The sequence below is a fragment of the Candidatus Eremiobacterota bacterium genome (genome assembly GCA_031082125.1).
In the GTDB taxonomy this organism is placed as follows: Bacteria; Vulcanimicrobiota; CADAWZ01; order CADAWZ01; family Ess09-12; genus Ess09-12.
In genome coordinates, this window is sequence record JAVHLM010000001.1 from 259,972 (window position 1) to 276,050 (window position 16,079).

General features: G+C 54.7%; 11 protein-coding genes. 7 read left to right on the forward strand and 4 right to left on the reverse strand.

What is annotated here, in order from left to right; genetic code table 11:
- Together RDV48_01005 and RDV48_01010 are read right to left on the reverse strand one after the other, a co-directional pair.
- A partial coding sequence (locus RDV48_01005) for a hypothetical protein (protein ID MDQ7821349.1) occupies positions 1–3,044 on the reverse strand: 3,044 nt, incomplete at its 3' end.
- Positions 3,045–3,077: 33 nt separating this feature from the next.
- On the reverse strand, positions 3,078–3,923 hold the full coding sequence (locus tag RDV48_01010; protein MDQ7821350.1) for an ankyrin repeat domain-containing protein: 846 nt from the start codon (positions 3,921–3,923) through the stop codon (positions 3,078–3,080).
- Positions 3,924–4,059: 136 nt separating this feature from the next.
- On the opposite strand from RDV48_01010, the gene RDV48_01015 reads away from it, so the two are divergent.
- Entirely contained in the window at positions 4,060–4,632 is a 573-nt protein-coding gene (locus RDV48_01015) for a DUF488 domain-containing protein (protein ID MDQ7821351.1), read from the forward strand.
- Between the two features lie 26 nt (positions 4,633–4,658).
- Here RDV48_01015 and RDV48_01020 read toward each other — a convergent pair whose 3' ends face one another.
- Positions 4,659–6,473 carry a KUP/HAK/KT family potassium transporter gene (locus RDV48_01020; protein ID MDQ7821352.1) on the reverse strand — a complete coding sequence of 605 codons (1,815 nt, stop codon included), beginning with the start codon at positions 6,471–6,473 and terminating at the stop codon, positions 4,659–4,661.
- Between the two features lie 251 nt (positions 6,474–6,724).
- Here RDV48_01020 and RDV48_01025 point away from each other — a divergent pair, with 251 nt between their 5' ends.
- The 6 genes from RDV48_01025 to RDV48_01050 all read left to right on the forward strand — a co-directional run bounded on the left by RDV48_01025 (position 6,725) and on the right by RDV48_01050 (position 15,494).
- Positions 6,725–7,144, forward strand: coding sequence for a hypothetical protein (locus RDV48_01025; GenBank protein ID MDQ7821353.1), 420 nt, complete (start codon positions 6,725–6,727; stop codon positions 7,142–7,144).
- A complete protein-coding gene (locus RDV48_01030; protein MDQ7821354.1) occupies positions 7,122–7,778 on the forward strand; it encodes a type II secretion system protein in 657 nt (218 codons plus the stop codon). Before RDV48_01025 ends, RDV48_01030 begins: the two co-directional genes overlap by 23 nt.
- Positions 7,775–9,760, forward strand: coding sequence for a serine/threonine-protein kinase (locus RDV48_01035; protein MDQ7821355.1), 1,986 nt, complete (start codon positions 7,775–7,777; stop codon positions 9,758–9,760). The genes RDV48_01030 and RDV48_01035 overlap by 4 nt, the downstream gene beginning before the upstream one ends.
- Positions 9,760–10,845 (forward strand): type II secretion system F family protein, encoded by a 1,086-nt coding sequence (locus RDV48_01040; GenBank protein ID MDQ7821356.1) that lies wholly within the window; start codon positions 9,760–9,762, stop codon positions 10,843–10,845. Before RDV48_01035 ends, RDV48_01040 begins: the two co-directional genes overlap by 1 nt.
- A 323-nt stretch (positions 10,846–11,168) precedes the next feature.
- The gene (locus RDV48_01045; protein ID MDQ7821357.1) at positions 11,169–13,544 is read left to right on the forward strand and encodes a hypothetical protein; all 2,376 of its coding nucleotides are present in this window, start codon (positions 11,169–11,171) and stop codon (positions 13,542–13,544) included.
- 129 nt (positions 13,545–13,673) lie between these two features.
- Positions 13,674–15,494, forward strand: coding sequence for a hypothetical protein (locus RDV48_01050; protein ID MDQ7821358.1), 1,821 nt, complete (start codon positions 13,674–13,676; stop codon positions 15,492–15,494).
- A gap of 6 nt (positions 15,495–15,500) precedes the next feature.
- Here RDV48_01050 and RDV48_01055 read toward each other — a convergent pair whose 3' ends face one another.
- Positions 15,501–16,061: a Uma2 family endonuclease gene (locus RDV48_01055; GenBank protein MDQ7821359.1), complete on the reverse strand. Its 561-nt coding sequence runs from the start codon at positions 16,059–16,061 to the stop codon at positions 15,501–15,503.
- Positions 16,062–16,079 lie beyond the last annotated feature (18 nt).

Sequence of the window (16,079 nt, forward strand, 5' to 3'; positions counted from 1 at the left end):
GCCTTCTCCTTGTCGGCCTTCTCCTTGTCGGCCTTCTCCTTGTCGGCCTTCTCCTTGTCGGCCTTCTTCCCGCCTTCGCCATCCTCGGGGCCCTGGAGCTTCTCACCTTTGGCGGCTCGGTTCACCCTCTTTCTGAAGGAATCCCACAGCTCCCCCATCGACTTTTCGGCATTCTTGTTGACAAATTCCTGGAGCACCATGATGAATGCCATGTGAAACACATCCTTGGTCCCCGCATAGAGGGCGTTGAGAAGGCCCAGGCGCTCCTTCTTTTCGTTGGTGTCGTGGGCCCAGTGAAAAGACACCTTCCATATCCAGAGCCAGGCGAACTTCCTGTAGGTGGCAGGGTTCTTTGGATCAAAGCCATGAAGTATGAACATGTCAACAACTGTTGCGCCGTTGGCGATAAGAAACTCCTGGTAGTTGCTGCTTGCATACTCCCACCCCACTTCCGAGAGGCTCCTGCCGTTACCCCTCTCGATATAATAGGCGTAAAACTCAATGGCGGTGTCCTTGAAGGTTGCTGCAACTGTTGATACACCAAAAGCTTTTACAGGGCCCAGGTGGGAGGTATAATAGCCCACCACGAGCATAAAGCTGAGGTCGCCGGCCATCTTGAGGCCTTCCGCCCCGTAGATCAGGTATTTTCCCCATCCGTTGTCCCAGTACTGGTAATCCTTCTGGTCCTCGGCCCATATCTTCCAGGCCGTTTCCCAAATCTTGTCCCTGAAGACCCTGTAATCATCGGCTCCTGGAGAGGCAAGACTGTTCATATCCTTGAGAATATCAATATAGCGGTCAGGAGGGATGCAGGCCTTCATAAGCTTGATGCATTTTTCCTTTTCCACCTGGATGCTCCCGGTTTTCGCGTCAGGCTTCGCGGTCACGAACTCAAGGGGGACCGCCAGGGTGCCTATTTTTGAGGTCGCCTCTATTGTTGCGGCAATCCGCTCTCCCCTCCCCGGTATCATCCTGTCAATGAAGAAAGACCAGGTCTTGTTGAGATAGCTGTAAACATCGCTGTCCTCGTTGTATTTCACCTCGAGCTTGAAGAGCTTTACAAATGCCTTGGCTTTGGGATCGTCACCGGCCACCTCGCCGAAGGAGAGGTGCCGGTCATCGGCAAGCTCATCGTCCTGGACAAGCTCGGTGCCATTCCATTTCATGGCGGCAAACTTCACCTTGGTCACTCTGAGCTGGTTGTCCAGGGGAAGATCGACACGGACAGGCACTGTGGTGATGGCGGGATCATATTTGTAGGCACCGCTTTTCTGGAGGGTGTACACCTTCTCTACAAAAAGCCCCTCGCGGAGCACTGACACTATGACATCCCGCCCCTCAACCTTCCTGGTGCCGTCAGCGGCCTTAGTGGCAAGCCTTCCCGAAATCTTCCACGTGGGCTTTTCGCCTTGTGGAGTCTCATCGGGCTGCTTAACGGCTGTGACGGCAAAGACAGCGCCTCTTCCTTCCCTCTTGGGGCCTGAAACGGTGACAAGCTTTTTCGTCTCATCATCGGCGGTGAGGCTGTAGCTCCAGGACGCCTTCCCCGCATTCATTACCGTGAGGATCACTTTCTTTTCCTTGTCATCAGCCTTTATCTTTGGATCACTCGGCGGCTTTGCAAGGAACTTGAGCTCTTCCGGCGTCACGGCAAGCTCGGGAGGCTGCAGGAGCCCTATTGTCACGTCTTTGCTGAGCTGCCTGTCACCAAGCGCGGCTCTGACCACTATGCCTATCGATGGGGGCACTGCGAGATTCCTGCTGGGATCGGGGCTTGAGGCGCCCACATTCGCGTGGACCCACCATTCGGCCGCGGGAACCGTGCCGCTCGGGCCGTCTATCCACTCATCATTGCCATTTTTCTCAAACACGACAGACTTCTGAGCTTTGCCGAAGGCCTCGGCATCAAACTCTCCCGTCTCAGGAGGCTTTACCCGCGCCCTGAGGGTCACTACATCGCCCCGCAGAGCGGGATCAATCTCATTCTTATCAGGAGGAACGAACTCCACTTCAAGGTCGCCCGCCAGGGGAACGTCACCTATCACGACTGCCACCTGTTCTGAGAACTTACTCTTATCCGCCTTTGCCGTCACTGTGACGGCAGCCGACTTCTGCTCTGTTTTCTTTATAAGGCTTACCGTGAACTCAATGCTTCCGCTTCCCGAGAGAGGCGTCACTGCAAGCTCTCCCTGACCTCCCGGCAAAACCGAGAGCGACGCCTCCGGGACAGGCTGATAAACACCGCTCTCATCAATATCCCACACGGCGGCTAGAAATGACGCCGATTTCTTCTCATTGACGATAATGCTCTCCTTGGAGAGCTGGAGAACAAGGTGCCTCTGCATCCTGAAAGAAATGGAGACTTCCTGCCTGAGGGGTATGCCCACTGCCATGGCAGTCACCATCACATGATAGCTGCCGCCTGCGATGGTCTCCAGTGAGACTCCCTCTGCAGGACGAAAGAGAGCGATGCGCCATTCCCCCTGTTCAGTCACGCTCTCAAGCGTCATGGCACTTGAGTCCCCCATGAAGCCGATAGACTTCATCATGGCCATCGTTTCGGTACCGGCGGCCTTAACAAAGGGCGGGAGCGACACACGGGCCTTCACGTAGGTGCCGGGCTCCGGCATGGTGACAGATTCAACATTGACCTCGATTTTTGCAGGGGCAATAGAAGGTATGGCTACCTGGGCCTGCTTTGTGACCGGAGGCAGGGCAGGGGGTGCTCCGGGAGAGGAGCCCTGGGTATCGGGAACAAGTGTCACATCGATTACCACAGGCTTCCTGCCCAGCACGAGATCCTTAAACCGTGAAAGGGAAAGAGAATCCTTGAGAGCTACGGAGAACTGGGCAGCCTTGTTGCCGTTGATGAGCTTTTTTTCAGTCACAAGGATACTCCCCTCCCATGGGGAGCCTTTTGCCGTTTCCGCATTGAAAGGCTCTTTGAGGACCAGGTAGCTTGCTTTTCCCTGCCTGAGTCGGGAATGCACCCTGACAGGGCTCATTACCTGCGTATCAGCATTATAGGGGAACTGGTATCCCATAGTACACCTCTCCCACCTGCGGTAGAGAGCCTTTCACCGCGGAACTTGATTTTTCCCTGCCTTGAAGGCATCAATCATGGTGACAATTTCCCGGTATCCATGTCCCTCGGCGAGATCACGGGCCGTCTGCCCCATGTCAGTTTTCGCATCGACTGGAACGCCATTATCGAGGAGAATCCTCACGATTTTCTCATAACCCTGCTCCGCCGCGGCATGGAGAGGGGTCCAGTCATTGTCGGTAATGATATCGACACGGGCCCCGTGGGAGATGAGCAGTCTCACAAAGCCTTCTGATCCGTCCATTACGGCGAGGAAAACGGAGGTTCTGCCGTTATTATCGGTGCCGTTCACCTCAGCACCCTTCGCGATGAGGAGGGCGCCTGTCTCGGCATAACCGTTTCTGGCCGCCATATGGAGTGGCGTCCATCCGTTCTTGCTGGCGATATTCACTTTCGCTCCCTTGGAGAGAAGCAGTTTCACTCCCTCATCATCACCGTTGCCTGCCATCCAGTAAAGAGGTGTCGCGCCGTCCTTGTCCTGAGCATTCACATCGGCTCCTGCCGCGAGCAGCACTGCGGTCACCTGCTTTTCCGAGGCAATTGCGCTGCTGTGGAGAGGTGTCACTCCCATCACGTCACGGGCATTCACATCGGCCCCGTACTTGAGAAGGATGCCAGCGATTGCAGCTGACGGAGCGCGGTGGAGCGGCGTCACTCCGATATTGTTTTGATATTTCGCAAGGGAGGGATTGCTTTCCAGCATCGTCTTTACCTTCTCTGCGTCATAACCCACGACGGCATTGAAAAAATCGTCGTTCTCATCGGCAAAGACCATGACGGTGGCAAGGATAAGGAGAAGAAAGGAGAGGACAGCCTTCATACCAATGTACTACCCCCTGTCGATATTGTATGACTACCTTTCAACACTTCACCTTTCCTTGCCCCTCTCCTCCCGTTTCAGGGAAATTATACTCACGGATCATTACTGACGGCATCATCAGAATTGGGAGAAGCACATGCGTCAGCATAAAGGGGATTGCGGCGGCCCCTGCGAAATGGAGGGCATGGGGAAAGAGGGACCTGTTATTTACACCGTGGGCCACTCAAACCGGAGCGCCGGCGACTTCATCATGCTCCTGAAATCATTCCGCATCCAGACCTGTGCCGACATTCGATCCTATCCCGGCTCGCGCCGCTCCCCCCAGTTCAACAGAAATGCCCTCAGGGAATCTCTCAATTCGGAAGGGATTCTCTACACTCATCTGCCAGGCCTGGGAGGGTTCAGGGAGTCGCGTGAAGACTCACCGAACAAGGGGCTGCACGATAACATGTTCAGGGGATATGCCGACTACATGCTCACTGCCGATTTTGACCGTGAGGTGGAAAAGCTCATCAGCCTTGCCGGCACCAGCACTACAGCCATCATGTGCGCAGAGAGGGACCGGCGCCAGTGCCACCGGAATCTTCTCTCCGACAGCCTTGCCGCCCGGGGTGTCAGGGTGAGGCACCTCATAGACAGGGGCCTTGAGGAGCTTCATGAAATAACCCCCTGGGCCGAACTGGAAGGTTTCAGGCTTTATTACCGCTGAAGCGAAGGAGGGACGGCACGGGGCCTTCAGATCTTCACTCTTGTGACGACGCCCAGCAGCTTCTCGGGGGGGAGGTTATAGAACTGCACGATGGCTGGGGAGAGAAGCTTTATTATGGCAAAGATCTTCCACAGGAAGCTCTTGGTGCTGATATCCTCAATGCCGTAAAAGATGACTTTTTCCTCTATCCCGTGCTCCTTGAGGACTTCCTCGATATTGACGACCTCCATGTAACCGAAATGAATCTCAAAAACCCTGAGGTTGGTTCCCAGGCTGTCCCTGAAGTAGCTCTTGAGGCCGAAGGGCTTGTCCTTGGTATATATGGAGAGGATGATGTTGTTCTCATAAAATATGTTATGACGGAACATGGTGTTGGCGATATAAGGCGAGACATTCTTCACATCCCTCAGCAGGTAGATGCCGGTGCCCTTTATCCTGCTCTGGTTCTTGTAGGCTTCCTCGTACCTCACCAGGAAGTTGTTGAGCGCCATGGGCCTGAGGGCCTTGTAAAGCTTCACCTGGCCGGCCCGGTAGAGAAGAATCAAGAGGAGCGGGAAGCATGCCATGATGATGGACCAGTAGCCCCCCTTGGGCACTTTGTGAATATTGGCCGCGAGAAAGGTGAGAATCACCACGGCGGTGCAGCATGATGCCCCGGCTAGCCTTTTCTCCCCTTTCAGGTAATAGATGCATATGAGAAGAACAGCCGTAATGCTCATGTCCACGTTGATGGCAAAGCCGTAGGCCAGGGCCATGTTTCCTGATTTCTTGAAAAGGAGGAGCATGAATATCACCGCGGCAAAAAGCATCCAGTTCGCGGCGCCTATATAAATCTGCGTCGAAAGCTCTTTCGAGGTGTGCTCCACTTTCATGCGGGGCAGGATATTGGTGTTGATGCCCTGGTAGACTATGGAGAAGACGGCGCTTATCATGGCCTGGGAGGCGATGATGGTGGCGCAGACAGTCAGAAGAAGGAATGGCACATAAAAGAAAGGAGCCTGATGGAGAATCATCTCAAAAAGCACCGACTTGGTCTGGGGATTCTGGATGAGGTGGGCACCCTGCCCCAGGTAATTCAAGGCAAGGCACACAAAGACAAAGTGCCACGATTTCACGATGGATTTCTTCCCCAGGTGTCCCATATCGGCGTAAAGAGCTTCCGTTCCCGTAATTGCGAGAATGACTTCCGAGAGCAGAAGCAAGCTGATATGGGGATGAGTCCATATAAAATCAATCGCAGTGAACGGGCTCAGGGCGGAGAGAATCGAAGGATCACGGCCTATGGAGAATATCCCTGAAAAAGCCAGTGCCAGAAACCATAGTATCATGATGGGGCTGAAATACCTTGAAACCTTATCGGTACCTCGCTTCTGGAAGGCAAAAAGAAAGAAGGTGATGACCATGGCGATGAGGAGCACGACGAAAAGAGGGATATGCCCTATGCCTGGCACCAGCTCCAGCCCCTCAACGGCGCTCAGGATAGTAATGGCTGGTGTCATAACGCCATCTCCCATAATGAAGGAAAGGCCGATAAAAGTGACAAAGGTGAGAACACGGACACTCCTCTTGTTCTTGAGAAGAGGGGTCAGAATCTCCCGCAGAATGACGATACCGCCTTCCCCGCGGATGCTCAGGTTCATCACAAGCCAGGTGTACTGGACATAGACCACTATGATCATTGACCACACGATCATGGAGAGGACTCCCCTGATATGGTAGGGCTCCGGCTCAAGGAAGAGGAAAAGAGCCGAGATGGTATATATGGGGCTGGTGCCTATATCGCCGAATACAATACCTAGGGGCTTTACTATATCCTTAATATGGCTGTTGAGATGCTTCATATAAATCAGGTGTCTCTATAATGCATGAAAGTATTCGCGCCGCATGACGCTATTCCTACTGCACCTTTATAAAGATTGTATAAAGAAATTTTGATATATATTCAACACAAGGGATTCCAGGAGGGGAGCAAAGTGCAAAGATTCTGATTCTTTATTATGGAGGGAATTGCGTGATATAGTACACAGGGGCTGCAAAAGGGAAATCTTCCGCAGTGAAGAATATGGAGCAAAACGACTGGCAAGGAGCGCCTATGCACCAGAGATCGGCGAGGGAAGGACCAAGGAAGCCTGCCGGTGTGAGCCTTGCGGAAATCGTCATCACCGTCACCCTCCTGGGATTCATCATGATGGTCCTCTTCAACCTCTACCCCGGCTCAATAGGCGCCATACGTCATGCCGAGCACAGGATAATCGCCGGGAACTTTGCCCAGTCGATCATTGAAGAGAAAAGAGGCGGCAGCTACACAGATCTCGATACCGCGCCTGCTGTCGCAGACCTCAAGGGCGGCGATGACACCCTGTATCACCTGGAAAACTATGAGAAATTCACCATTTCCGGCGCAGACGAAAATATAGCAAAGGGAATCCGCGTCACCGTCTCATGGGAAGAGAAGGACAAAAGGAAGTTCACCATCACCAAGGAGGTTTATGTCAGCGTTGTACAGCGATAAAAGGGGTTTCACGATCCTGGAGCTTCTCGTGGCCTGCGCGGTCCTTGTCATTCTCATGTCCCTCGTGATAGCCTTCCTGGTGCCGGGAATGAGGATCTCGGCCCTGGGGGCGGCCCGCGTGGAGATCCAGCAGGAAGCCCTCCGCTCCATCCAGAAAATCAACACCGATCTCGATCTCTCGGTACCTGCCGGCGTGGGCCTTTACATCACGGGCGCAGTGCCGAAGCAGGGCCCCCTTTATCTCTCGGTAATGAGGCTTTCCTACGTCGATCCCCAGGGAAAGCAGCTCTGGGAGGACAACCTGGTGGTATATTCCTGGAAAGGTCCCGGCACGCCCCTGGTGCGCAAGGTATGGACACCGTCATCACAGCCTGCGCTGGGCCTTACCTTTACCACTCCTTCAAGATTCCTGCAGTCGCAGATTATCCAGATCGCCGACGAGCCATTGCTGCGTGGCCAGATCGTGGCCCGCGACGTGGCGGAATTGAATATGGAGTCTTCATCGGCGGCTCCCACGGTGTCCTCGCCTGTGAAAATCACCATAAAGCTCAGCAGGGAGGCTGCCACGGGGCGCAAGGACCCCGAGGTCTTTGAGCTCTCAAGAACCATAGGATTGAGGAACCAGACGCCATGAGAATTCACGCATCACTTTATCTGAAAAGAACACCCATCGTGCTCGCCGCAGCACTGCTGATATGCGGGGTGCTTTCGCTGCCTGTGCCTCCGCCGGCGGCGGGAATTCCCCCGGCCAGCATCACCGTGGGCTACCCCTCTATGAAGGCTGCAGGCGGCGCCCCTCCTGTCAAGGCCGCTCCCGCAGCGAAGGCTGCCGGTAAGACCGTGATGACAAGCTTCACGTTCAATACGCTGCCCACTCCAGTAGAAGTGACGATGTACTGCAAAATCATAACGCCTGTGGGCACTGAAGGCGAATTCCCTTTCCGCATAGGCGAATCAGGAAAGCCCTTCACCTTCGCCGTCACGGAGGAGAACGGGAAATTCCGCATGACCTTTGACACTGTTGACAGAAAGAATGAATCGTTTCTTCTTGCGGACCCCGACCATATGGACTTCAGGCTGGAGAAATGGGGATATCTCTCGAGGGGCAGGGGGGTCAAAAAGCAGAATGGCACAAATGATACCATATGCTATTCCCTGAAAGAGCTCATGGGAGGGGGCTCCAACAAGGTGCCTTACCAGCTTTACGAAGAGACAAAAGATCTTGTGTTCTTTACCGATCCGCCGGGAGCCCGGGTATTCGTCTATTTAGTAAGCGCCGTTTCGATGGAATTCCTGGGAAAAACAGACAAAGTCCTGAGTGTAAAAAAGACTTTGTTTCCAGACGAGCAACAGAGCCTACGCTTTATTTTTCAACAGGATTTCTTTAAGGATTATCCCAAAGAAATCGCCCTTCGGGATTTCAGCGAAAAAGATATCCCCCAGGGCTTCAAGCCATCTAAAGCAATTGAATCTCAGAGAGCACAGGGTGTTCCACTCTATTATTACAAAGCAAAGATAACATTGATACCCGATATACCTGTCATCAGCCATCTCAAATTCTGGGCAAAATATCATCCTTTTTATTTTTACTCGACTTCGATCCTTTCCCTTATTATTATTGTGCTCATAATCTCTTACCTGAAAAAGCACATCAGTGCCTTTATAGCCGAGCGCCTGAGGGTCGCCGCCTGGGAGGCCCTTGCAACGAAGGTGAACAGGGATGACCCCCTCTTCGGCCGCGACATAGGAAAGTACCGGGTCGTGAACAAGCTTGGCTCAGGAGGCATGGCTGTCGTGTATCGCGCCGTACCTGTTAAGAATCTTAAAGAAGAGGACAGCGTCGCCATTAAAGTGATGCATCAGGACATCATGGAAGACAAGGAGTCGCTTGATCGCTTCAAGAGGGAGATGAAGATTTCAAGCGCTCTCAACCACGCCAACATCCTTAAGATACTTGATTTCGGCGATCAGGAAGTCGAGATTGAGGGCCAGAAGAGAAGCCTCCTCTTCATTGTAATGGATCTCCTGAAGGGGAAATCCCTCAGGGCGGTTATCCCCCCAGAAGGCTTACCCGTGGAGAAGTTCATGGAGATAATCACGCCGGTGATGAAGGGCGTGCAGCATGCCCACGAGCGCGGGATCATCCACCGGGATCTCAAGCCTGAAAACATCATGCTCTGCGACGACGGGAAGGTTGTGGTGATGGACTTCGGCCTGGCGCGGCGCAAGGACGGCACCAACATTACCCAGTCAGGAACGACCCTGGGCACGCCGGCCTATATGTCACCTGAGCAGGTCACCAGCAAGGAGGTTGACGGCCGGAGCGACCAGTATTCAATCGGGATCATGGCCTTTCACATGCTGACGGGACAGCTTCCTTTCTATGATGACGTGACGATCAACATCCTTTTCAAGCACGTCACTGACGCGCCGCCGCCGCTTCGGAGCCTCAAGCCCGATTATCCCGAGAGCTTCGAGAAGATCCTGCTGCGCATGATGGAGAAGGAGCCTGACAAGCGCTTCAAGAGCGTGAAGGAAGCCCTTGAGCACTTTGAGTTCGCTGCGAGCGACTACCTTTCAAAGATGAAAACGAGGGAAATGAGGCTTGAAAACTGATGAAACAGAAGGGGGGAAGCCTTTACAACTCGCCCTTGTCACCTGTCGCCCCCTCGACAGAGCTCATCATCTGCCTCAGGCAGCTTGCAGCCCTCTACCGCGCGGGCATCCCCTTCGGAAGGGCCCTCTATATCATATCCCAGCAGACGCAGCACCCCACGCTCAAGATCGTCTTCACGGAGCTTGTGAACAACATCAATATAGGATGGACCATCACCAACGCCATCTCCATCTATCCAGGCGTCTTCCCCGAGCTCTATGTGAGGCTCATCGAGGTGGGGGAAAACACGGGAAGGCTCGAGCAGATGCTTGAGAAAATCGCCTTCCATGCCGAGAAGACCAGGGAAAAATTCATGAAGCTCTTTACGGCCCTTGCCTACCCTGTCTTTGTCATCGCGCTGTGCCTCGCCTTCCTCATCATCGGCCCCGCCTTTGTCTTCAGGGGGATCCTGGAGTTCCTGCAGGACCTCAAGACCGATCTCCCCTTCCCTACCCATGTGCTCATCTTTTCATCGGCCATGGTCCGGTCGCCTCTCTTTTTCGTCATCTTCCCCATCCTGCTCTTCGGGATCTTCATGCTCGCCAGGAGCCTCTGGAAAAACAGGGAGAGCAGGAGGCTCATCCAGCGGCTGATCCTTGCCATCCCCGGCGTGGGAAAGCTCTATCATACCAGCGAGATAGCCACGCTGGCCCGCACCCTGGCCATCATCTTCGAATCGGGAATCCTGCTCCTGCCGGGCCTGGAGCTGACCAAGAGGGTCGTCTCAATAGTAGACCTTCAGGACGCTATTGACATGGTAAAGAAATCGGTGACCCTTGGCGATACCATCTATGACTCCTTCAGGAAATCCCCTTACTTCCCGCCGGTGTTCCTCCAGTTCATCACCGCCGGCGAGCAGACGGGAGAGCTGGGCTCAATGATGAACTGGGCCGCCTGGATATGCGAGCAGAATGCCGAGCATGCCATCAATGTAGTCCTGGAAGCCCTCCAGCCCATCATCATCCTTCTTATCGGCGTCATAGTGGGCTTCATCATAATAGCCACGATGGCGCCGATGCTGAAGGTGGCCCAGGGCCTCATGTGAAGAAAATGCAGCGCATCTTACCAAGAACAATCTGCGGCTTGAAAATATTTTTCTGCCGCCGCCCGTCATCAGAGCTTACTCTTTGCCCTCGTGCAGCAGGGCTTTTCTCTTCACTGGAGAGCCTTTGAGGAGCTTTTACTGAAAAAATCACATACCAGGCTCTTTCGGCCCTCCATGACCCATTCTGCCATGGCCTTTAAAGACTATAGCGACAAGCTTTTCAACGGTTAACCATTTTGACATGAACACTATAATTTTGTATAATAATATAAGGGATACAATTGTATCCAAACTGCCTGAAAAGACATGAAAGGAGGATCATTGTGAATATCGGCGTGATCCGCGAGTATCCCGGCTACGAGGCCACCATGAAGGGTGGACAGGTCTTCAAGGCGGGCCCCGGCCTTCCCCTGGTGACTTACGGCGCCGACGAGCTGCTCTCGCGCTCTGACAGCCGGCATATCTTCAGGGACCTCACCGGGGAGGTCCTGGACTGGAACCTCTGGTGCCTCTCGCAGGCCGGTTACAGGCTCGATCTTCACATCGGGGAGGCTCTCCTCTCCCTGAACGGGAAGCTTGAGATGCTCGGTTATGTGCGGGTTTCCGACTTTGTGCGCGAGGAGCTTGGGATCTCATCCCGGAGCGGTTATGAGCTGATGAGGAATGCGAAGGCCCTTCAGAAGCTCCCCCTCATCAGGGAGGCTCTTGAAAAGGGGCAGCTCAGGAAGAGCGCACTGCGGTATCTTTTCCAGGTCGTGAAGCCTGAAACCGAAGCCGAATGGCTTTCAAAGGCCATGCAGTGCACCGTGAGAGAAATTGAAGAGGAGGTGAAGAGGTTTAAATTAGGGGCTGGGGAGGCCGGCACCTTGGACGTTTCGGGGAAAACCGAGGGCAATCCCATGGCGAGCAACGGCATCGCAGCTTTTGTCGCCGGGGACGACGACGAAGAGGACACGGGGAGCCTCGCCGTAAGCGCGCGGGTTCCTTTTTCTGTTGCCGCGAAGTGGGACAGGGCCATTGAAGTCTTTCGCAGGATGGAGGAGGCGAACCTCCCTTCGGAGTCCTTCGTGGAGGCTCTTCTCGCCGAGTTCGCCTCTTCGGCACCGTTCGAGGGTCTCGGGGATCCTGGCACAATGGTGCAGTCTCCGGAGGATTCCGATTCCGGGACAGGGAAACCGGGGGCCCGGGAGGCCGCGGGAGCTTCTTTCTGCCGCCTGCAGGGGAATGAATCCCATGGCGACTGCGCCACCCACGGCGAAGGGGCACCCTCTCGTGACGGCTCTGATGCTTCCGATACAAGGGAGACCGGCGCCGATCCCGCCATCGAGGAGAAAGCCCTTCTCCTTGGCGCCCTGGCGGGTGCCATCGGCTCCCTCGATGACGAGGCACTCTTCGGCGAGCGGGACAGGGAGCTTGCCCGGCAGGTCCACAAGGACCTCGAAGAGGTGTCGCACCTCTGGGAGTTCCTCCCCTGGAAGCCAGTCACGGTGGAGCTTCCTTCGGAGTTTCAGGCTCCCGGGAGCCACTGCTCCGATGCCGATACCGCCGTCGGGGCCCCGGACGGGACATTGGTGCGCCCTCCCGCCGATCCCTTCGAGACGGTCGCAAGGCTACGGAAGATGGCGGCGCTGCGCCACTCCCTCTCCTTCTACCAGGGAAGGCTCCTGCGGACCCTCAACAATTTCGGACTCTATAAAGACATGCTCTTCCTCTCCCTCGGGCACTATACCAGGGAGCGCCTGGGGATGTCCCGCAGCACCGCCTATTCCCTCATCAAGCAGGAAAGGAGTTATCTGGAGTATCCCGATATGCTGGACCTTGTGCAGGAGGGGAAGCTCACCCCAGAGCAGGCGCGCCATCTCTCCAGGGTCTTCATTGAGGGAACCCGCGTCCAGGGGGCATGGCTCTCCTATGCTCAGGAGGTCCCTGTTGCCACTCTCATGGCTTCGGTCGAGGGCTTCCTCCGCTTCGCGAAGAGAGCGGTCCACAAGAAATGGGACATCGCTCCCGAGGCTTTCGAGGTGGTCGTCACGGGAAGGTCAGTCAAAAGGATTATCCAGGCTGATTCAAATGCCCATGAACCCAATGGGGATATGGGTTTGGATGCCGCAGTCCAGATTTCCGCACAGCAAAAAACAGGGGAAGGGGGACATAGTTCCGGGGGAGCCGTCATCTGGGAGGTCACCCAGGGCAGGGAGCACCCCGATCTCCCTGAGATTCTCTCCATCCTCTCGGGAGAGACCCCGGAAGAAGGGACCTTCGGGTCAAATCCCTCAGACCGGGGCGCCATCATCCGCTTTTTCATCAAAAAAGATCTCATCCCCCTCTGGAACCACGCGGTGAGGCTCTGGGCCGCCGGCAGGTCCGAAGAAGCCGCCGAGGGCGGACAGGACCTCGCGCTCTTCATCGAGGCCCTTCTTGACACTTTCCTCTCCGCCTGGGACCTCCCCGAGAAGCGGGACATCCACCACCGCACCCTTGCCCGTGATAATTACCAGTGCCAGGCCCCGGGCTGCCGCTCGCGCCGCAATCTTCACTCCCATCACATCATCTTCCGCTCCCACGGGGGAAGCGATAAGCTTCACAACAGAATCACCCTCTGCATGGCCCACCACCTCAGGTGCGTCCATGAGGGCCACCTTGTCATCAGGGGCACGGCGCCTCATAACCTCACCTTCATCTTCCCCCGCGGCGTCTGAAGGCATTCAGCAGGGTATCACCTGTTACAATTTTGTAATTATCGGAGTCTGTCACCATTATCTATTGAAGGGAGGGGGAAACTTTTAGTATAATAAAGGTAAGAGTTCTATGAAAACGAGGTGGTGACAGTGAGACGCAAAACACCTAATGGAATAGCGATGGCTACGCTTCTGATGGTGGTGGCCCTTGCATCCGTAGTGGCTTTCTCCCTCGCGGGGGGGAGCATTCTCCATCTCAACGTGGCCCAGAGCCAGGGGAATTCATCCGATGCCCGCAACTGCGCCGATGCCGCTACCGTGCTGGCCCTGGAGAAAACCCTTTCCAGCGCGAACCTGAACTTCGGCGTGGCAAGGACAGACACCGAGACCCTCGACTTTCACAAGGGAAGTGACAATAAGGATGCCGAAGGGCAGCTCACCTTCAGCACCGCCAAGGCGACAGAGCTTAAAATCCCCTATTCCACGAACAACCTGGCGTCGAGCTCCTCAACGGTAGGCTGGAGCGACAGAGTGGTGCCCCAGAACAGCCTCCACCTCATAGGCGTGGGAAAGTGCAACGGAGCCGTGCAGGCCGTCGAGGCCATCATACACCTCCCCCCCTTCCCTTACTGCATCGCCACCTCAGGAAAATTTGTCGCCGACAGTGAGATCCTTGTAGCGGCGGTGACCAGCAAGCTGGCTCTTGCAGGCGGTATAGAAGACAGCGAGATGCAGCCGGGCCACCTTCTTTCAAATAATACCGGCACCGAATCCGTAACCCTTAACGGGAACAGCAAGATTACCGGCGACGTGCAGACTGCCGGCGAGATCAAGAAGAATGCCTCGGCTACCATTATTATCGGCGGTGAAGAGCGGGAGAAGCAGAGCGTCGTAAGCCTGCCCGATATCAACCTCGATACGTACGATCCCTCGACACCGACTCCCAAGCCAGGCCTCAACACCATCACGTCGCTCTCCGCAAGCCCCACAGTGACGGGCTTCAACATCTGCAACGGCACCCTTACCGTATCAGGTGACCTGAACCTTTCAAGCGCCCTTCTCTTTGTGAAGGGTGACCTCTTCATCACTGGCGGTGTCAAGGGGAAGGGCGCCATCGTCTGCAAGGGCAACGTGAGCGTAGGATCGGGATGCATCCTGGAGACAGACAACCAGGTGGCGATGCTCGCCCAGGGAAACGTGACCCTCGGGGGCGTGAGCCCCGCGAGCTCGTCGTTCCAGGGCCTGGTGTATACCAAGGGGGACTTCACGGCGAGCGACATCACCATCTGCGGCGCCTTCATCAATGCCGGGTCCCCCACCTCTCAGATCCACGTGACGAACGTGAAGATGGTGGGCGTGCCGGAATACCAGAGTATCTCTGTTTCGACAACTGTTGGCGGGGGAGGCGAACCTCAGACATTTCACATAGGAGACGACATCCACAGTCAAGCTCTTTTAGCTTCAAATCCTAGTCTATTGAACAAGTTAAGAACTGAATGGAGCCCTGAGTGGACTGTAAGCAAGACAACTGATAATAAATATATGCTTGTCACTGATGGGAAACAGACCGAAGCACAGTATTTTGATAAATGTGTCAACAGTGATGAAGATATTACAAAGATCGCAGACACAGACTCACTTTGTTATCATATTGGAAATTGGGTAAGTAATGAGTTGGGTCAATATATATACACAAAAAAAGGGCAAACTGCATTCATGGAATACTTACAGGCCTGCCAAAATCCCGATTTCAATACAATAGTCCAGAATATATGGGGTGATCCCCTTAATCAAGATCAGACCAGTTACAGCAGAAGTATGCTTGCAGATGCCATCGGAGCAGGTACTGGAGGTGACGACGATGATGGGGGAAGTAGTTCTTCCACTTCAATTTTCCTCTTCAACCTCAACGACTTCCTCCGCCCCCAGGACCGCATGAAAGTGGTGCTCTGGCGCATGATCCCCTTCTAAGGGCTGTCACTCCCAGACTTCGCCGAGTTCAATCGCGAGGCCGGGGAAAAGGGCGGGCTTGAAGATGGTATTGCCCGAGTGCTCAGAAACAAGGGTGTAACCTTCGCCCTTCCGGGCATATTCTTCCAGGACCTTCACCCTGGGGTCCAGCATCCAGTACCACTCCACGCCGAACTGCGCGTAGAGCTGAAATTTGATGACCCTGTCGGTCCTCATGGTAGAGGCCGAGTGGATCTCCACCACCAGGTCGGGTGCTCCCTCTATGCCACGGGAGCCCAGAATTGATGATTTCTCCTTTGAGATAAAGATAATATCGGGCTGTACAATCGTGCGGTCATCAAGAACGACATCCACGGGAGCATGGTAGAGAGCTCCCGTATTTGTTCCCTTGAGGAAATTACTGAGAATCACTACAAGGTTTCTCGATACTCCCTGGTGGGAAAGGTCGGGTGCAGGATTCATGATAAGCCCTCCTTCCAGCACTTCGTAGCGCTTCCCGTCAGAAGGAAGGCAGAGATAATCCTCGTAAGTCAGCAATGCCCTTCGTACCTCTGCGGAGTCGGCCATGGTAATCACCTCATCCCT

What these genes read in the sequence shown, in the direction of transcription:
- RDV48_01010 (MDQ7821350.1), bottom strand. Translation starts at nt 3,923, where the DNA reads ATGAAGGCTGTCCTCTCCTTTCTTCTCCTTATCCTTGCCACCGTCATG.
- RDV48_01015 (MDQ7821351.1), top strand. Translation starts at nt 4,060, where the DNA reads ATGCGTCAGCATAAAGGGGATTGCGGCGGCCCCTGCGAAATGGAGGGC.
- RDV48_01020 (MDQ7821352.1), bottom strand. Translation starts at nt 6,473, where the DNA reads ATGAAGCATCTCAACAGCCATATTAAGGATATAGTAAAGCCCCTAGGT.
- RDV48_01025 (MDQ7821353.1), top strand. Translation starts at nt 6,725, where the DNA reads ATGCACCAGAGATCGGCGAGGGAAGGACCAAGGAAGCCTGCCGGTGTG.
- RDV48_01030 (MDQ7821354.1), top strand. Translation starts at nt 7,122, where the DNA reads ATGTCAGCGTTGTACAGCGATAAAAGGGGTTTCACGATCCTGGAGCTT.
- RDV48_01035 (MDQ7821355.1), top strand. Translation starts at nt 7,775, where the DNA reads ATGAGAATTCACGCATCACTTTATCTGAAAAGAACACCCATCGTGCTC.
- RDV48_01040 (MDQ7821356.1), top strand. Translation starts at nt 9,760, where the DNA reads ATGAAACAGAAGGGGGGAAGCCTTTACAACTCGCCCTTGTCACCTGTC.
- RDV48_01055 (MDQ7821359.1), bottom strand. Translation starts at nt 16,061, where the DNA reads ATGGCCGACTCCGCAGAGGTACGAAGGGCATTGCTGACTTACGAGGAT.